Source organism: Arthrobacter sp. CAN_C5 (genome assembly GCF_017875735.1).
Lineage (GTDB): Bacteria > Actinomycetota > Actinomycetes > Actinomycetales > Micrococcaceae > Arthrobacter_D.
Genome location: NZ_JAGGMZ010000001.1, coordinates 1,915,353 through 1,932,542, shown reverse-complemented (window position 1 = coordinate 1,932,542; position 17,190 = coordinate 1,915,353). Strand labels below are relative to the sequence as shown.

General features: G+C 61.5%; 16 protein-coding genes and 1 tRNA gene. 9 read left to right on the top strand and 8 right to left on the bottom strand.

All coding sequences use genetic code 11. The annotated features are described in order from the left end of the window. Positions 1-40 precede the first annotated feature (40 nt). From H4V95_RS09100 to H4V95_RS09090, 3 genes are read right to left on the bottom strand one after another with little or no spacing between them, the layout of a single operon-like run. Positions 41-634, bottom strand: coding sequence for a DUF3618 domain-containing protein (locus H4V95_RS09100; RefSeq protein WP_196868159.1), 594 nt, complete (start codon positions 632-634; stop codon positions 41-43). Beyond that, a complete protein-coding gene (locus tag H4V95_RS09095; protein ID WP_196842362.1) occupies positions 631-1,080 on the bottom strand; it encodes a phage holin family protein in 450 nt (149 codons plus the stop codon). The genes H4V95_RS09100 and H4V95_RS09095 overlap by 4 nt, the downstream gene beginning before the upstream one ends. Next, positions 1,080-1,874, bottom strand: coding sequence for a hypothetical protein (locus tag H4V95_RS09090; protein WP_196868160.1), 795 nt, complete (start codon positions 1,872-1,874; stop codon positions 1,080-1,082). The genes H4V95_RS09095 and H4V95_RS09090 overlap by 1 nt, the downstream gene beginning before the upstream one ends. 533 nt (positions 1,875-2,407) lie before the next feature. Here H4V95_RS09090 and H4V95_RS09085 point away from each other — a divergent pair. The 4 genes from H4V95_RS09085 to H4V95_RS09070 all read left to right on the top strand — a co-directional run bounded on the left by H4V95_RS09085 (position 2,408) and on the right by H4V95_RS09070 (position 5,707). Further along, the gene (locus H4V95_RS09085) at positions 2,408-2,851 is read left to right on the top strand and encodes a hypothetical protein (RefSeq protein WP_209730001.1); all 444 of its coding nucleotides are present in this window, start codon (positions 2,408-2,410) and stop codon (positions 2,849-2,851) included. Then, entirely contained in the window at positions 2,848-3,813 is a 966-nt protein-coding gene (locus H4V95_RS09080; protein WP_209729999.1) for a DDE-type integrase/transposase/recombinase, read from the top strand. The genes H4V95_RS09085 and H4V95_RS09080 overlap by 4 nt, the downstream gene beginning before the upstream one ends. Next, the gene (locus tag H4V95_RS09075; RefSeq protein WP_209729997.1) at positions 3,813-4,361 is read left to right on the top strand and encodes a DDE-type integrase/transposase/recombinase; all 549 of its coding nucleotides are present in this window, start codon (positions 3,813-3,815) and stop codon (positions 4,359-4,361) included. The genes H4V95_RS09080 and H4V95_RS09075 overlap by 1 nt, the downstream gene beginning before the upstream one ends. Before the next feature lie 156 nt (positions 4,362-4,517). After that, positions 4,518-5,707, top strand: a protein-coding gene (locus H4V95_RS09070; protein WP_209728230.1) for an IS3 family transposase whose coding sequence is annotated in 2 segments (ribosomal slippage) — positions 4,518-4,764 and positions 4,764-5,707 — 1,191 coding nt in all. Because the reading frame shifts where the segments join, the coding sequence is not laid out codon by codon here. Between the two features lie 604 nt (positions 5,708-6,311). Here H4V95_RS09070 and H4V95_RS18770 read toward each other — a convergent pair. Next, positions 6,312-7,367 (bottom strand): phosphatase PAP2 family protein, encoded by a 1,056-nt coding sequence (locus tag H4V95_RS18770; RefSeq protein ID WP_196868140.1) that lies wholly within the window; start codon positions 7,365-7,367, stop codon positions 6,312-6,314. 1,274 nt (positions 7,368-8,641) lie between these two features. Between H4V95_RS18770 and H4V95_RS09060 the strand changes: the two genes are divergently transcribed. From H4V95_RS09060 to H4V95_RS09045, 4 genes are all read left to right on the top strand, one after another. Continuing rightward, entirely contained in the window at positions 8,642-10,372 is a 1,731-nt protein-coding gene (locus H4V95_RS09060; RefSeq protein WP_196868141.1) for an alpha/beta fold hydrolase, read from the top strand. A gap of 67 nt (positions 10,373-10,439) precedes the next feature. Continuing rightward, a complete protein-coding gene (locus H4V95_RS09055) occupies positions 10,440-11,330 on the top strand; it encodes a diacylglycerol kinase family protein (RefSeq protein ID WP_209729995.1) in 891 nt (296 codons plus the stop codon). Positions 11,331-11,674: 344 nt separating this feature from the next. Next, on the top strand, positions 11,675-12,247 hold the full coding sequence (locus H4V95_RS09050) for a recombinase family protein (protein ID WP_209729993.1): 573 nt from the start codon (positions 11,675-11,677) through the stop codon (positions 12,245-12,247). 255 nt (positions 12,248-12,502) lie between these two features. Beyond that, entirely contained in the window at positions 12,503-13,006 is a 504-nt protein-coding gene (locus H4V95_RS09045) for a hypothetical protein (RefSeq protein ID WP_196868144.1), read from the top strand. A gap of 415 nt (positions 13,007-13,421) precedes the next feature. Here H4V95_RS09045 and H4V95_RS18765 read toward each other — a convergent pair whose 3' ends face one another. From H4V95_RS18765 to H4V95_RS09025, 4 genes are all read right to left on the bottom strand, one after another. Continuing rightward, entirely contained in the window at positions 13,422-14,219 is a 798-nt protein-coding gene (locus H4V95_RS18765; protein WP_209729991.1) for a multicopper oxidase domain-containing protein, read from the bottom strand. After that, positions 14,216-14,659, bottom strand: coding sequence for a hypothetical protein (locus H4V95_RS09035; RefSeq protein WP_209729989.1), 444 nt, complete (start codon positions 14,657-14,659; stop codon positions 14,216-14,218). Before H4V95_RS09035 ends, H4V95_RS18765 begins: the two co-directional genes overlap by 4 nt. Before the next feature lie 517 nt (positions 14,660-15,176). Beyond that, on the bottom strand, positions 15,177-15,536 hold the full coding sequence (locus H4V95_RS09030) for a hypothetical protein (RefSeq protein WP_196868162.1): 360 nt from the start codon (positions 15,534-15,536) through the stop codon (positions 15,177-15,179). Positions 15,537-15,636: 100 nt separating this feature from the next. After that, positions 15,637-15,719: transfer RNA gene (locus H4V95_RS09025), tRNA-Leu, on the bottom strand. A gap of 151 nt (positions 15,720-15,870) precedes the next feature. Here H4V95_RS09025 and H4V95_RS09020 point away from each other — a divergent pair. Beyond that, entirely contained in the window at positions 15,871-17,175 is a 1,305-nt protein-coding gene (locus H4V95_RS09020) for a M20/M25/M40 family metallo-hydrolase (protein WP_209729987.1), read from the top strand. The last annotated feature ends 15 nt before the right edge of the window (positions 17,176-17,190 follow it).

Genomic DNA, 17,190 nt, shown 5'->3' with positions numbered 1-17,190 from the left:
CTAGAGGTGTGTGTGGGGATTCCTTAGATCCCGGCGAGTGTTAGACGGTGCCGCTGTTGTGACTGGATTGGACGTTGTCTTTGGCGTCCTGGGACTTGTCTTTGAGGTCCGAAGCGGCGCCGGTTCCTTCGTCCTTCACGGTTTGAGCTGAGTCAGCCCCTGTTTCCTTGACCGAGTTCACTGCGTCCTGGGCGGGTTCCTTCAGGTCTTCCATGACCTGTTTGGCGGAGTCAGCGATTTCGGTTGTCAGTGGTTGGGCTTTGTCTTTCAGGGCTGACGCGGCGTCCTTCTCTTTTTCGCTTGCGGGAATTAGCGAAGCGACGAGCATGCCGGCGCCGAAGGCGATGAGCCCCGCGGCGAGGGGGTTGCCCTTGGCTTTGTCGGTGAGCTGGTGCGGGGCGTCGTGCACCGCACCGCCGGCATTTTCGGCGGAACCTATGACATTGGTTTTGACGTTGTCGGCAGAGCCCATGATTTTGTCCTTTACGTTTCCTGCGGCGTGCTTCACTTTGTCCGTTTGACGGTGGGCAATGTTTGAGGGGTTCACCTTGTCGGCTACGGCATCGACGTCGGTTCCGAGTTCGGCTCGTGTCCGTTCGATGTCGGCGCGGATTTGTTCTGGTGTCTGGCTCATGGGGTGTGCTCACCTGGCTTCAGAGTGGAAGGGACTTCTTTGAGGGTTTCAGCGGTGTCAGGCATGCCGCGGACGGCTTTGAGTTCCTTCTTGCCTTTCATCGCGAGGACGGCTGCGACAATTCCCCAGAGCACTGCGACGATCACTGAGGACCAGCCGAGACCGACCAGCTCACCCAAACCCCACATCAGGGCCAGGGACAGGAACAGCAAAACGAAGTGCCCCGCTACGCCGGCTCCGCCGAGCATTCCTGCGCCTTTACCCACCTGGGTTCCGGTTTCACGTAACTCGGCTTTAGCCAGTTCCAATTCCTGACGCATCAAGGTCGAAAGGTCGCGGCTGACATCGCTCAGGAGTGAACCCAGCGATTCATTGGCTGCCCGGCCCTCGGCCTCGCTCCTCGGCGGCTCATACGCTGGGGAACCTCCGGTGTGTGTTCCACTCATCAGCGCAGATCCCTGTCCAGTGGTCCGCCCTGGGTCTGCCGGCCTGGTTCGGTGGCCAGAGGATCGGCTAGAGGATCACTCAACGAAGTCTGCTCTCGCCCCGTGACACCTGTTTCGGTATCAAGGACTCCTGTGGAGGTGGTGACCGGTGTCGCGGTAGTAGGCGCGCCGAATCCGCTCCCCGTAGTCGGCTGCGTGGGCACTGTCGGCGGGTACTCGGGTGCGGGATTAGCTGGGGTAGCATCCTGATCATCAGATCCTGCTCCGGCCAGCCCACGAGTCAGTCGTCCGGCGAGCAGACCGGCACCCGCTGCCACCATCAGGAACGTTCCCGGGCGCCGGCGGGCGAAACCCTTGACTTCTTCAAGTAGTGATCCTGGATCGCGGCCTTCCAGCCAGCCTGCGACGTCGCCCGAGCGTTGGGCGGCTTGGCGGACCAGGTCATTTGCGGGACCATTCTGGTCCCCGTTATCTGCCATCGAGGACAGCTCATCACTGATAGAACGCAGGCCCTCGGCAGCTTTCTGCTGGCTGGCACCAGCCTGATCCTTCAGATCGGATCCCAACTCGCCGAGCAAGTTCTTCGCCTGGGCGCTTGCTTCTCCTACAACATTCTTCGCCTCCGCCCCAGCGGTCTGGGCAACTCCCTTAGCCGCGTCCGCTCCTTCATGACCAAGATTCTTCGCTTCGTCCTTCGCATGGCCCGACGATGACTGCCCACCATCCGGGTTACCAGATCCGTGCGTAGGTGACACTGGGACTATCGGGTCTTCCGACCAATTTTGGGTACTCATGGTTTCTCCTTCGGTAAACGGACCGGGAGATAAACCCTCGGCCCTTGATCTGGCATCGGATGTGGCGCGCGCCTCAAACTAGAGAACCGCTGCTTCACATAGTGCAGAAAAGCTTGACAACATCCCTGACGGTGACCGCTCAATCCATCAACGCCACAAAGACAGCATGCTTAGTTGTTACCGTAAAACCTAAGCATGCTTAGCGTTTATTCGCAAGGGTGCATGGAAACAAAGTTTCCGCTGGTAAAAGCTTCTTAGTGAGCCGCCCAGCGCGCGTAAGACTAAGTCGACGGCATCTGTTCATTCAGATTCGCTCACAGTGGGCGCTAAGCAGAGGAGGGGCAAGGCCCCCCTGGCCTTGGCCCTCCTCTGCTGGGAGAGTGTCTTCCCCGGTCTTATACGGCTTTAACGTTGTACGGCGCGCTTAGGCCTCGCCCGATAACGATGGATCTGTCCCCTCCCTGTCAGGCTGTTGTGAGACACCCCGGAGCCCCCGGGTCCATCGTGGAGGGTGGTGACAGGAGACAGGTTTCATGAGCGATAACAGTCCAGTTCTTCCCGGCCCGAATAATCAGCCGGTGGTCGGCGCAGGAGAGGCAGTAGTGGATCCGGAGCCTCGTCCGTTCCGGCGTTCGTTTACCGCGGCGTACCGGGCCAGGGTGGTCGCGGAGTACGAGGCTGCCCCGCACGGCAGCAAGGCTGCGGTGTTGCGCCGCGAGGGCCTCTACCGGTCCCAGATCCGGAAGTGGACGACCGCGCGGGATGCGGTGACCCGTGGCGCCTTGGCCCCACGACGTCCGCATCGCGCAGCTACCGGTGGCAAGGACGATCCGGGCCGGTTGCGGGCTGAGAACCAGCGGCTGACCCGCGAGCTGGCGGAGTCGGCGGCGGTGGTGGAGATCATGGGAAAACTACAAGGGCTCTTGGAGCACATCTCCGAGAGCACGGACGCGCCGACGTCGTCGACGAAGCGATGAGCGCGACATTCACCGAGCTACGTGCGGCGGGGATACCAATCACCAGGTCCTGCGCCCTGCTGGGTCGCCCACGGGCCACCCACTACCGCCACGCCCGCGGTCCGGTGCAGGGTCCGCGACCGGCCCGGGCCGTGCCTGAAAACGGCCAGGCGCTCTCGGGCGCCGAGCGGGCGGCGGTGCTCGCGCTGATCAACATTCCGGCGTACGCGGATCTGGCGATCGGCCAGATCTGGGCCCGCGAGCTCGATGAGGCTCGCTACTGGTGCTCAGTGTCCTCGATGTATCGGATCGCCCGGGCGGCCGGCCAAAGCCGCGAACGCCGGCGGCTCGCGACCCATCCGGCAAAGATCAAACCCGAGCTGCTCGCCGACGGGCCGTCGCAGGTATGGACCTGGGACATCACCAAACTGCGCGGCCCGGACAAGGGGGTCTTCTACCAGCTCTACGTGCTGATCGACATCTACTCGCGGTTCAACCCATCCTGGATCATCTCCCCGGTCGAGGACTCCCTGCTGGCAGCCGACTTCCTCGCGGAGGCCATCGAACGTAACGGCGCTATCCCACACACCGTGCACGCCGACCGCGGCACCTCGATGACCTCCAAACCCGTCTCGGCGCTGCTGACCGATCTGGGAGTGGCCCGGTCGCACTCACGGCCCCGGGTGAGCAACGACAACCCGTTCAGTGAGGCCCAGTTCAAGACGCTGAAATACCTGCCCGAGTTCCTGGCGTCCTTCGCGTCGCTGGCACACGCCCGCGAGTTCTGCGCCGGCTTCTTCTACGAGTACAACTACATCCACCGTCATTCCGGCATTGCCTGGCACACCCCGGCCTCGGTCCACTTCGGCACCGCCGACGCCATCGACCAGGACCGGCAGAACACCCTCACCGCCGCCTACCACGCCCACCCCGAACGGTTCGGTCGCCGACCGCACCCATCCGGGGCGTCTACTACGACCTGATGGTCATCATTGACCTGTTCTCCCGCTACGTCGTGCACTGGCACATCACCACCCGCGAGTCCGGGCTGGGCTCCAAGGACTTCATCGCCGACGCGGTCATGATCCACGGCACCCCGGGCGTGATCCACGCCGACCGGGGGACGTCCAAACCGGTCGCCGAGCTGATGATCGATCTGGGCATCGACCGCAGCCATTCACGGCCCCGCGTTTCCAACGACAACCCGTATTCCGAGGCGGCGTTCAAGACCACGAAGTATCACCACTCCTACCCGGGGCGGTTTGGCTCCCGCCAAGACGCGGTCGCCTGGGCCAACGAATTCTTCCTTTACTATAATTTCGAACACCGCCATTCCGGGATCGGGCTGCATACCCCCGCGACGGTCTTCGACGGCACCTACGCGGCCATCCAGGGCCGCCGGGCCGCGGTGCTCCAGGACGCCTACGCGGCGACCCCGCACCGGTTCGGTCAACCGCCGGCGCCGCCGGTGGGCCCCACGGCGGCGTGGATCAACCAGCCCCAGCAAAGCGAGGTCCCCGCACACGCCTAACCACTTAGCTGTGTCTCAAACGCCTTGACAGATTCCGTCCAGGCGCTCTACGAAGTGTTCAACCCAAGTATTGATCGTAAGAATTGGACTGCTGTGGAGATTTAGGACAGTGAGCCCTCTTAAAATGGGGGTTCTACTGAAAGTGAGACCAGCAGCATGTCTGCATCAAGATCACGCCGTTCGTATACCCAGGACTTCAAGGATGATCTCTGCCGTGAAGTTATCAGCACGTCCAAGCCGGTGGTGGATGTGGCCAAGTCCTATGGCATTGGCGCCGAGACCCTGCGCCGTTGGTTGATCAAGTACCGGGAGACCCACAACAGTCCTGATGCCGCGGCGACCGGCGCCGAGCTGGCCAGGCTGAAGGTGCTTGAGAAGGAAAATCGGGAGCTGCTGGCGGAGAATCTTTTCTTGAAAAAAGCCAGCGCTTACTTCGCGAGGGAGCAGCGGTAGTGAGCAAGTTTGAATACATCGACTCCCAACGAAACGACCCGGCCGAGACCAATCCAGTGACGAAGATGTGCCTTTGGTTAGCCGTCTCAACCTCCGGGTTCTACAACTGGCTCAAGCGCCCTCAATCGGCCACAGCAGCCCGCAGGGACGTCCTTGCAGCCCTCATCAAGGGCTTCTTCGACGATTCCGACGGCACGTACGGGTACCGGCGTGTTCACGCCGACCTGGCCGCCGCTGGCATTGAGTGTTCGCCGGAGTTGGCGCGAAGAATTATGCGTGATGAAAATCTTATTGCCTGCCAGCCGCGCCCGTTCCGGAACACCACCGAAGCCGATGTCGAGGCTGCCGCGTTGATCCCGGATCTGGTCAAGCGAGACTTCACCGCCACCGAGCCCGGGGTGAAGTTCGTCGGGGACATCACCTACATCCACACGTGGCAGGGGTTCATTTATCTGGCGACCGTGATCGACTGTTATTCCAAACGTGTGGTCGGGTGGGCCATCGCCGACCACATGCGTGCCGAGCTCGTCGAAACCGCGTTGCGCAACGCCGCCGCCACGACCATGATCCGGCCCGGCGCTACCTGGCACTCAGATCGGGGCAGCGTCTATACCTCCGGCTCGTTCCGAACCCTTGTCAAGGACTTGGGCATGCGTTCTTCCATGGGCCGCACCGGGGTGTGCTGGGACAATGCCGCCGCGGAATCGTTTTTCTCAGCACTGAAAAACGAGCGAGTCCACCGCACGGTCTACGCCACAAAAGAGCAGGCCCGCAAGGACGTTATCCGCTACATTGAAGGGTTCTATAACAGCCGGCGGCGGCATTCCGCCCTCGATTACCAGTACCCCAACGATGTCCATTACAGTTACCAGCAGCCGCACCAGGCAGCGTAAGAGAAAACACTAACTCCGCTGTCCGAAATTCACGCAGCAGCCCAAATGGCCATGGAACGTTGTTCCTTTGAGTTAGTCGAAGCGCCGAGGTGCAGACACATCGTTGTCAATGTCCAGCAATATCGTCAACATTTCGGGAAGCACCTGATTCACGCACTGCGACGGTTTCGTAACTCCAAAAGTTCGGTTGCGACGCGGTTCATGCTCCCGGGTGGGTCTGTGAGGATCTTGTTTGCTATCCCGTGTTCTTCCAATCTTCACACGGTCCGCATCAACGTAACCAAGAATTCCAGACCTTCAACCAGGTGTTCCCTATCCACAGAGCCAGCGGGGCTTTCTGCCAGACCGTCAGATAGTTCTGAAAGGTGAACGATTCCGGTATCAGTTTATTGCCAAAGACGTCCGAACGGGGTTTGAAGGAGGCGCTCAAAAGCCATAGCAGAAGGTAGGTGAAGACCACCGTTGCGCCGGGCGAGGGTAATCCAGGTGAGAACATGCACCATCAGTTTCCACTGCATGCATTGGATGCACGTTTTATTTGACTACCACGCCTCGGCTCCCACCTCGTACTGGTCCCCCTCAGACCTCATCTTCAAACCTTGCGCTAAGCCGTGGGCCGAAGCTTCGGAATGTTCCGGCGCCGACTTGGGAAGCGAATGATGCCTGTTGCAAGAGCGGCCAACCACACGGATAAACCGCCGATGGCAAGTCCGGCCGGGACGTCGAGTATGTAGTGCCACCCGAAATAGACGGTCGCCAGAGCGGTAAACACGACGTAAGCCCACAACGACCATCGGACCGGCTTTGGCAAACCAACCAGTTGCGCCATGAGTGCAGCTGTAAAAACGATTGAGACGTGCAGGGATGCGAACGCGGCAATCCCATGTACCGCCTGTGTTGCATGCGGATCGACGAGGACCGCCAACCGGTTTTCGTACAGCGAATCTTGGAGTTCCGACGTCGCGGTGATCGGCAGATCGGCGAACGAGGACTCCTCGACGTAGACCGGCCCTAACGACGGTAGGAGATAATACGTGGCAGTGCCGAGAATCCAGTTGAAACACAGGGCGCTCACGTACCACGCCCCGTGGGAGAAATCATCGGACCACACCATTGCCACGGCAAGCGAGAGTGGAACGAAGATCAAGAAGGATACGTAGACAACAGAGAGGAACTCTGCGGTGAAGCTCGTTCCCAGTAATTCGTGGAGGATGTCGCTTGGGTTGCCGCCGCCGGTGAACCACCTGTCGGTATCTACCAGCATGGAGTCCGTCAGACGATCCCGAAGAAATGGTAGGAAGCTTTTCAGGTTGCGGTATGCCACATAGGAGAGATAGAAACTCGCCAGCCCGGCGGTGATGGCTGCCAGCCGCGGCATCGTCCACCGCGATTTGAGTATTGTGCCGGTTGTGCGGAGCAAGTCTCGTACATCCGGCCGTCCGGCAAGCACCCGCGGCACTACGTCGGCCACCATCACCAGCACAACGATCAACGGTAGGCGGACGTAACTCGGACCGAGAAATCCGTCCGGGTCACGCACTGGCAACCCGTTGATAGCGGCCGTAACCACCATCAGCAGCATGAAAGAAGCCGTAGTGATTAATGGGATGCCAAAGAGACCCCGCCACGGGGAGCCACCGCGTTTGGCTTGAATTCTCACTTGACAACTTTACCCCAAGGGCGGGCGGATCGTACGGCTAGGGGCCGCTTAGGTGATTCACCATGCAGGCGGAAAGGATTAATGGGAGCGCCCGATGCTGTGCAGGGGTCCCATGAATCCAATCAATTTAAATCCGCCCTATTCCTCCTGGTGACGGTCCCCGATGCGCTGCCCCGCGTCGGCGAGAGACATGCCGTACGGGACGACGGTGACGTGGGCGGCACAGCGATTCGAGAGCGGAATGACCACTGAACTGGTACTCGACGTCGTCCTCGATGCGCCCTGCACTGTAGTGGACCTGCGGGCCGCACGGATCAGAATGTCAAACCGAAGTGGAGACCCTTTTTGCACCGTGAAGTGGGCCCATCTGGCCTCAGGCTTCGGACCAGGTAGTCCAATGTCGCGATCTTGGCTCGCCCCTTCCGAACTGTCCGCAGAGTGCTGTTGCCTCCACCGGTGGGATCTGAGACGGACATAGCTGCGCAGCCCTGTCCCGCCCGGTGAGGCAGGCTCCATCTGCTCGCTCAGATAGATCCCTAACCGTCTCTGGCAAGTCGATAGTAAGTCGGCTTGCTTTCCTGGCCTCTACGCCTTAACTTTATGGTGTAGAGCATTCCGTAGAGAAAACTGCGGCCCATTTTGCACTCCACTTCACCCGCGGATCGGCTCATCTCTGAGCACGGTATCCGCCGCCGATGACGGCACCCCCCCCAAGACACTTCAGGAGAATACTCAATACGAATACCAATGAGGCATCGACATGTTCGACGCACACCAGGGCATGGAGCTGACCACCTTCCTCACGATCGGCTACATGGTAGCCCGCGGGCTGGCGAAGTCCGGAAGTCGCGAGCACCACAACTCCTAGCACGACGCGATGATCCCCGCACCCGGGCCACTTACTCCGGGTGCGGGGATCGATGCCCTTCAACTGCCTCTCCCACAACAGCGGGATCAACCGATGACGTGGGTCGGGATACATGGATTCGGGACAGTATTCACCTCACCACATTCGCAGTCACCAAGGACCCCATGGATGACACCCAAACATCGCAAACGCGGCGCCGGATTGAACTTGCTGTTCGAGCACCAACCGGCACCGGCGACTCCGAAGTTTCTGCAGCGTCGCACCTTCCATACTTCGAAAGCGATTCGACAACCCTATGACGAACAGATTCAGTAGGCACTTCCGATCGCTCATTCGGGGCGGAGCCTCGCGTCTACGGACCGGAAACGGGCCAGCCGGTAACCCAGCACTGGCTGCGTTGCATGGTATGACCACCTCGCAGACGACTGCCCTCGCGACGACCATTCCCGCGCGGGCCGGGGGACCGCTTGACGTGTCGTACCGTCTGCACACATCACAGAGGGTATCTACGGATTCCCGGGTCCGGCCGGTCTTCGTGTTTGTGCATGGCATCGGAATGTCACACCGCTACTTCGCCCGGTTACAGGCACACCTGATCCCCTACGGTGACACCGTCGTGTTCGACCTTCCCGGCTTCGGAGGAACACCGACACCATCCCAACAACTCAGCGTCTCTGATTACGCACACGTCATCGCAGACGCACTGAAAAATGCTCAGCTTTCCGGATGCGTCGTCATCGGGCACTCCATGGGCGCCCAGTTCGTCACCGAACTCGCAGCGCAACACCCTAAGCTTGTCTCAGCTATCGTGCTCATCGGTCCGGTCACGGACACTGCCCATCCTTCCGCTACCCGGAACTCCCTGGTCCTAGCCTTCAACACCCTGCTCGAGCGACCAGTTACCAATCTCCTGGTCACTGCGGCCTACCTGAAGTGCGGAATTCGCTGGTACCTAGCGGAACTACCCGTCATGCTGACCTATCGCCTCGATGATAAGGTGGCCAGCCTCACTCAGCCGGTGCTGATTATCCGAGGGTCCCTTGATCCGATCGCAAACCGGGCATGGTGTCAGAAGCTTGCCCGACGAGCCTCCGATGGACGCGCAACGGAGATACCCGGCCAACCCCACGCCGCACACCGCACCGGCGCACCCCTGGTCGCAAACGCCATCCTCAACCTGGTCAAAGACATCCCCTCCGCCCACCTCCAAAGCAACAGGACCTGGATCCCCTCCAGCGCTGAAGACACCAAGACCTCCCTGCGGCCCGCCCTGCCAGCTCCGGCGCGGGCAAAAAACCCGGTGACGAAGCCGGACTGGCGCAGTATCACGGTCGGTGATCGTCAGTGCCGTGCGTACCTTCTCGAACATCACAGTGTGATCCACGAAGTGGCGGGCACAGTCCCGACCGCCCGTACCGTGTTCGTCCTCATCCACGGTATCGGCATGTCCCACCGGTACTTCCTGAGGCTGGGTCGATACCTTTCCCGGCAGGGGAGAGTGCTCGTGATCGATCTACCCGGATACGGTTGGACGCACCGACCAGCGGACGAGGTCACCAACCCCGCCAACGCCGAGCTCGTTGCAGCACTCATGGACGACATAGGGGTTTCCTCCTGCACGATCGTCGGGCACTCGATGGGGGTGCAAACAGCAACGGAACTGGCCATCCAACGACCTGACCTCGTGTCCCACCTCGTGCTCATCGGAGCAGCCGTTGATGAGCGCCGACGCACCATCGCCCAGCAGGCGCTCACACTGGGCCTGAACTCTTTCCTCGAGGAGCCGCTACTCAACGCCGTCCAGTTCCTGGATGTCCTGCGCTGCGGGCCTCGATGGTACTTGGCGGAACTAGGCATCGCCATGGCCTACCGCTTAGAGGAACGTTTGCCCCGTGCAACCCAACCCGTCCTCATCCTGCGCGGATCCCGTGACCTGGTCGCAGGCATCGCGTGGTCACGCAGCCTCGCCGACTCGTCCAGCGACAGCACTCTGACCGTGGTCGCAGGGGCACCGCACGCAGTCCATCACAGCGCACCGGGCACCGTCGCACACCACATCATCGGGTTCGTTACCCACAGCAACGATTGCCTACCAGAACACGCTGCAAATACGCCTCGCTTCATCGGGTCGCCCTAAGAAGCAGGACGAAGGGACGCGGTAGTACCAAGGCGATAGGGCCAACAGCTACGAAAGGGTTTCACTCATGGATGCACCGCACGGTTTCGCACTAATCACGATTGTTTTCAACCCCAACAGCACGGGGGACGCACCGAAACTCGCAGAGGAACTCCGGGACGATGTCCTGTCTGCGCGACCTGGACAAAATGTGAGGCTGCAGCCCACCGAGTACGCCGGTCATGCCGTAGAACTTGCCCGGGAAGCGGCATCCTCAAGAAACGCTCTGGTGGTGTCGGTCAGTGGTGACGGCGGGTACAACGAGGTCATTAACGGTGTCATGGCCAGTCACAACAACGACACGGTCTGCGCCGTCCTGCCGGCAGGTAACGCGAACGACCACAGCCGGGTCACCAGTCAAAAACCCCTGGTGAAAGCCATCACCGACGGAAGGGTACGCCGGATTGATCTGCTACGTCTCAGTCTAAACAAAGCAGGGGTAGAGCCCGTGTATGCGCACTCCTACATCGGCTTCGGCCTCACCCCGGTCGTCGCGTTTGACTTGGAAAAGGCAAGCAAGGGAGCCGCGAGGGAGATGTTTTCGGTCGTGCGGACCTTCTCAAAGTTTGAGCCCTTCGAGATCCGCCAGATTGACGGCGAGCAACGCTCATTCGATAGCCTGGTGTTCGCAAATATCTCGCAGATGGCGAAATACGCGACCCTCAGCGAGGCCGGGGACCAACCGGTCGACGGGAAGTTCGAAGTCATCACATTCCCCCACATGGCCAAGTGGCGCGTCTTGCTCGCCGCCCTGCGTGCCACCACGAAAGGGCTTGGCGACCAGCCGAGCTATACGCAGTACCGATTCTCCACGCTGAAGCCTATGCCCTACCAGATCGACGGTGAAGTGAAGTCAGTCAACGCCTATATTGACGTCACCATCGACAGCGCTCCGCAAGCCTTATCGATCCTCGGCTGACACACCCAGGCGTCTGAGATTCGGCTTCAAAGTTTCATCGTCGGGGTTCACTTGGTCTCCCGACATTGGACTCACAGCAGCGAACCGGGGGACTAAATCGTTTGTCACCCTATACCGCCAGACCAGGCCAACTTTCGATCTCCCAGCTGTCCTGTGGGCCAGTCGCGTAATTGTGCCCTCAAGGATCCTTTGTCAGGACGTGACGGCGGGCCCGGCTGCGGTTGGTCGGAGTCCAGCATTTGCGGCAATTCCCGGAGGCGTGTCGTGTCTCAGCAATGTGTCTCACATGGACTATTCTCAACAAAGCGGATTAGGGCCTTGGATGAGCTAATAGGGGAGTGGGCGTGGGCAGTATCGGGTATGCGAGGGTCAGCACCCTGGACCAGAACGCGGACCTGCAGCAGGCGGCGTTAGCGGCCGCGGGCTGCAGGCGGGTTTTTACGGACCATGGTGTGAGCGGGACGAGGGCCAGCAGGCCTGAACTGGATAAACTGCTCGATCATCTTCGGGAGGGAGATGAGGTGGTGGTGTGGAAGCTGGACAGGTTAGGGCGCAACACCCGAAACCTGCTGGCCCTCATCGATGATCTCGAACACCGGGAGGTGCACTTCCGCAGCGTCACGGAAGGCATCAGTACGACGGGTCCGATGGGCAGGGCCATGCTGACCGTGATGTCCGCGTTCGCTCAGCTCGAGCGCGACCAGCTGGCCGAGCGGACAAGGGCCGGCATGGCCGTAGCAGCTGAACATGGGCGGAAGGCCGGGCGGCGGGAAGTCACCGCCGCTCATGCGTTGGTCAAGCGCGCCCGTGATCTGAAGGCCCAGGGTCTTGCTCCGGCTGATATTGGGAAGATCATCGGGGCCAGCCGGGCAACTGTGTACCGGTACCTGAGCATGGGAACCAACGACGTGCTCTGACGAGGACCGAAGGTGACACCACGGACGACCGGAACGGGCGCGTAGCCCGCGATCAAGGTTCCTACGCGCCACTCTTGCCGAACACCCGCGAAGGCGGTCACCGCGGCCATAAAAAAGCACTGGGCTGGACCCGCCACATAGCGCTGACAGTGGTGTGGATGGGTCGGCGTCAGTGTGCTGGATTACAGAACCTCGATCTGTCACATGGATAGGGTGGGTAGATTATTTGTCATTCATTTTCTTTAGGAGACTATCGTGCGGCTACGAACGTTCCTCGCCCCAATGAGCATCGCCGTTTTGGCGTTGCTCGCTCCGAGTCCGGCTTTCGCGGACTCGGACGGCACCCCCCGCACCAACTCCAGCACCAGCGCCAGCGAGGTTCATCGCATCAATGGGGCAGCCGTGAGCTCCCTGCCGGAAGACCAGCGGAGGTTGTCGGTGGAAGGCAAACTCGGCAGCGACGGTGTGGCCGCCGGACGCCTGTCCTTCACGCATCAGAGCCCGTCAGGGTTATCCCACTTCACGGCCCGGTTGACCTGCCTGGAGTTCAATGACGGCCGGACAGAAGTCAGTGGAATCATCACCAAGGGCGAGACGGCCGCCGGTGTTGTCCTGGACGGCAAGATGGTGGCCTTCACCTTGGACACAGAAGGTGCGCAGAACTTCTCGCTCCCCCAGGTCGGTCCCGGAGCCGCCAACTGTGGAGGGGGCAGGGCCGAGACGGTACCCGTAACCCAGGCGGGCTTCCACATCCGCTGATTCCTTCGCGGTGATCCTCCCGGCTTGTTTACGCCCTGCCCCGCGAACGGTGTGCACAAGCCGCCCCTAACGTCCCTCGCGGCGCTGCCCGGGTGGTAGCAGCAAGCACATGGTCACTCAGAATGCATTACTCGATGATGCCGGGTTTGCTAGCCGTCGGCGGCATGCAGATTGCCGGGACGTCTTGCGGTCCGCCTTCGGGGTGGACTTCAACCGGCCATTTTTTGGCGGCTCGATCCCAGCACACCCAGCGCTGGTCCTGGCCGACAGCGCAGCGCAGCTGGTGCGATCCTCCTGATGCGTCCCCGATGGGGACGGGATCGTTGCACATGGTCCAATGTCACCGTTACCCCCGGGGGCAGCTGTCGGGCGCTGAGGTCCGTGCAGCGGCGTCGTCCTCCGGTAGCACCTAGCCTCAGCGGGCTTCGACGGTGCCCATCATGCCTTGGTCTTCGTGGTCGAGGATGTGGCAGTGGTAGACGGTGCGTCCGGGGAAGTCTTCGAAAGCGATGAGGACTTTCACCTGCCCGCGGGCCGGGACGTTGACGACGTCCTGCCACCTCGGTTCGGAGACGTCGCGGTAACCGTCGTCGATGATCTGCATGGGCCACACGTGCAGGTGTATGGGGTGATCCATGGGACTGGAGTTGATCAGGGTCCATTCCTCGACTGTTCCGGCCGTGACCGGGGTGTCGGTTCGTTCTGGGTTGAATTCCTGGCCGTTGATGGTGAAGGCCATCATGGTGTCCTCCCCGCTGCCCATACCACCCATCGTGGCAGCGTCACCGCCCATGTTGCCGGCCATGCCCATGGCGAAGTTCAGGGTCTTGCGTCCGGCGACTGGTTCTGCGCGCAGGTCCCGCAGCGCGGGGCCAGCGGGGACTGGTCTCGGGGTTTGGGCCGAATCGCCTACCACCTTGATCCGATACATCGAGGACACTGAGCACCAGTAGCGAGCCTCATCGAGCTCGCGGGCCCAGATCTGGCCGATCGCCAGATCCGCGTACGCCGGAATGTTGATCAGCGCGAGCACCGCCGCCCGCTCGGCGCCCGAGAGCGCCTGGCCGTTTTCAGGCACGGCCCGGGCCGGTCGCGGACCCTGCACCGGACCGCGGGCGTGGCGGTAGTGGGTGGCCCGTGGGCGACCCAGCAGGGCGCAGGACCTGGTGATTGGTATCCCCGCCGCACGTAGCTCGGTGAATGTCGCGCTCATCGCTTCGTCGACGACGTCGGCGCGTCCGTGCTCTCGGAGATGTGCTCCAAGAGCCCTTGTAGTTTTCCCATGATCTCCACCACCGCCGCCGACTCCGCCAGCTCGCGGGTCAGCCGCTGGTTCTCAGCCCGCAACCGGCCCGGATCGTCCTTGCCACCGGTAGCTGCGCGATGCGGACGTCGTGGGGCCAAGGCGCCACGGGTCACCGCATCCCGCGCGGTCGTCCACTTCCGGATCTGGGACCGGTAGAGGCCCTCGCGGCGCAACACCGCAGCCTTGCTGCCGTGCGGGGCAGCCTCGTACTCCGCGACCACCCTGGCCCGGTACGCCGCGGTAAACGAACGCCGGAACGGACGAGGCGCCGGATCCACTACTGCCTCTCCTGCGCCGACCACCGGCTGATTATTCGGGCCGGGAAGAACTGGACTGTTATCGCTCATGAAACCTGTCTCCTGTCACCACCCTCCACGATGGACCCGGGGGCTCCGGGGTGTCTCACAACAGCCTGACAGGGAGGGGACAGATCCATCGCGGTCCGGCTTTCAACTGCGATCGTGCGTCGGGACTGGGGCAGTCTTCGGCGGACCTATGACTGGCTGGTTTGTTTCGCTTCGGGTCCAGGCTCGAGCAATCCGGACAGTGACCTGTCCATGTTCGTCAGACGAAAAGTCTCTTCCGTACAGAGCCGTGGCCTCCGAGAAGCGCACCCCTGTCGCGGCGAGGAATGCGAAGAGGGGTCGATGGTCCTCCGGGATATGAGATTGCAGCAGACGCCATTCATCACGAGTAAGGAACGACATAGGATCCTCAGTTGCTGAGCTGCGAGGCAGCGATACTCCGGCGCACGGATTGTCGGTGCGCTTCTTCTCACGGACAGCGGTTTTGAATGCAGCTGAGGAGCCCGTGGACGTTCGCGATGGTCGTAGGGGAGGAGCCCGCAGCAGACATCGTTTTCACCTAGCCGACCACGTCACGATAATCGACCTCAAGTACATCAATGCGACCGATGGTTGGCGTGAGGTGCTTGGCAAGCTGCCCTTTGTAGCGCCTGATCGTGTAACCGTTCGCGTTCGTCAGCAGATCGATATGGCCCTCAACCATTTTGGTAACCGTGTAGGCGCCCATGAAGTGTTTCTGCGCACTCGATAAGGCCAGCGAGGTGTCGAGGTCGTGAGCCTCCAGAACGGTCATCATGAACTCGGCGTCCTTGACCTCGTCAAAACGCTGGGTCCTTCGCTTACCGGTCTTTTTGTCGACCCAACGAAGGAGATAGGCCGTGGAGCCGTCTTTGCGTGGGCGATTTTCGATGTTGGGCATGGTTTTACTATGCGTCGACTTTGCCGACGGCTGTCGGAGATAACCACGTCGCGTGGTTGGGGGCATAAAAAAACCCCGGAAATCCGGGGTTTTTTCATTGTGCGCGGAGGGGGACTTGAACCCCCACCCTCGTTAGAGGACTAGCACCTCAAGCTAGCGCGTCTGCCATTCCGCCACCCGCGCAGGTGATGTTTTCCGTGGCTCAAACCCTCGGAAGCAGCGAAAAAAACTCTAACACGATCAAGGCCCAAGAGTTTAATCCGCACCCTCAGCGGGGGTCTGAGCCAAAGTGGTTAGGCTGGTGGAACAGACTAGTTGCCTCAGGAGGCCCCACGTGACGAACATCTTGCCCGAAGACGAAGTTGTCCGCATCTGCCAGGAACTCATCCGCATTGACACCTCCAACTATGGCGACAATGTGGGACCTGGCGAGCGAGCGGCAGCCGAGTACACGGCGGGCCTGATCGAGGAAGTCGGCCTGGGCACGCAGATCTTCGAGTCCGAGCCAGGTCGCGCTTCAGTGATCGCCCGGATGCCCGGCTCCGATCCGTCGCTGCCCGCTCTGGTGGTGCACGGCCATCTGGACGTTGTCCCCGCGCAAAAAGAGGACTGGACGGTCGACCCGTTCAGCGGCGAGGAGAAGGACGGCCTCATCTGGGGCCGCGGCGCCGTGGACATGAAGGACATGGACGCCATGATCCTCTCGGTGCTGCGCAGCATGCAGCGCGAGAAGATCCAGTCCAAGCGCGATCTGATCTTCGGTTTCTTCGCCGACGAGGAAGCTGGCGGGAAATACGGTGCGTCCTGGCTGGTCGACACCCAGCCCGGACTGTTCGAGGGCGCCACCGAGGCCATCTCCGAGGTCGGCGGCTTCTCTGCCACGATCGGAGGCCAGCGGACCTACCTGCTGCAGACCGCCGAGAAGGGCATCTCCTGGTTACGCCTGGTGGCCCACGGCCGCGCCGGCCACGGCTCACAGATCAACACCGACAACGCGGTGACCCGACTGGCACGCGCCGTCACCCGCGTGGGGGAGTACAAGTGGCCGATCGAGCTGACCCCCACCACCCGCCAGTTCCTCGACGGTGTGACGGAACTCACCGGCGTCGAGTTCGACGCCGACAACCCCGACACCCTGCTCGCCGAGCTTGGCACCGTCGCGCGCTTCGTCGGTGCCACCCTGCAGAACACCTCCAATCCGACGGTGCTCAAGAGCGGGTACAAGCACAACGTCATCCCCGGCACCGCTGAGGCGCTGATCGATGTGCGCACGCTTCCCGGCCAGGAGGAGCAGGTCCTCGCCACCATCAAGGAACTCGCAGGCGCCGGCGTCGACGTCACCTACGACCACAAGGACGTTTCCCTAGAGGTGCCGTTCGCCGGAAACCTGGTCGACTCGATGATCGATGCCCTCCACAGCCAGGACCCGGGCGCCAAGGTCCTGCCCTACACGCTCTCCGGAGGCACCGACAACAAGTCACTCAGTCGCCTGGGCATCACCGGGTACGGGTTCGCCCCCCTCCAGCTCCCCGACGAACTCGACTTCACCGGCATGTTCCACGGGGTCGACGAGCGGGTCCCCACCGAGTCCCTGAAGTTCGGCTCACGCGTCCTCAACCGGCTGCTCACCACCTACTAGGCCTGACTGCGAACA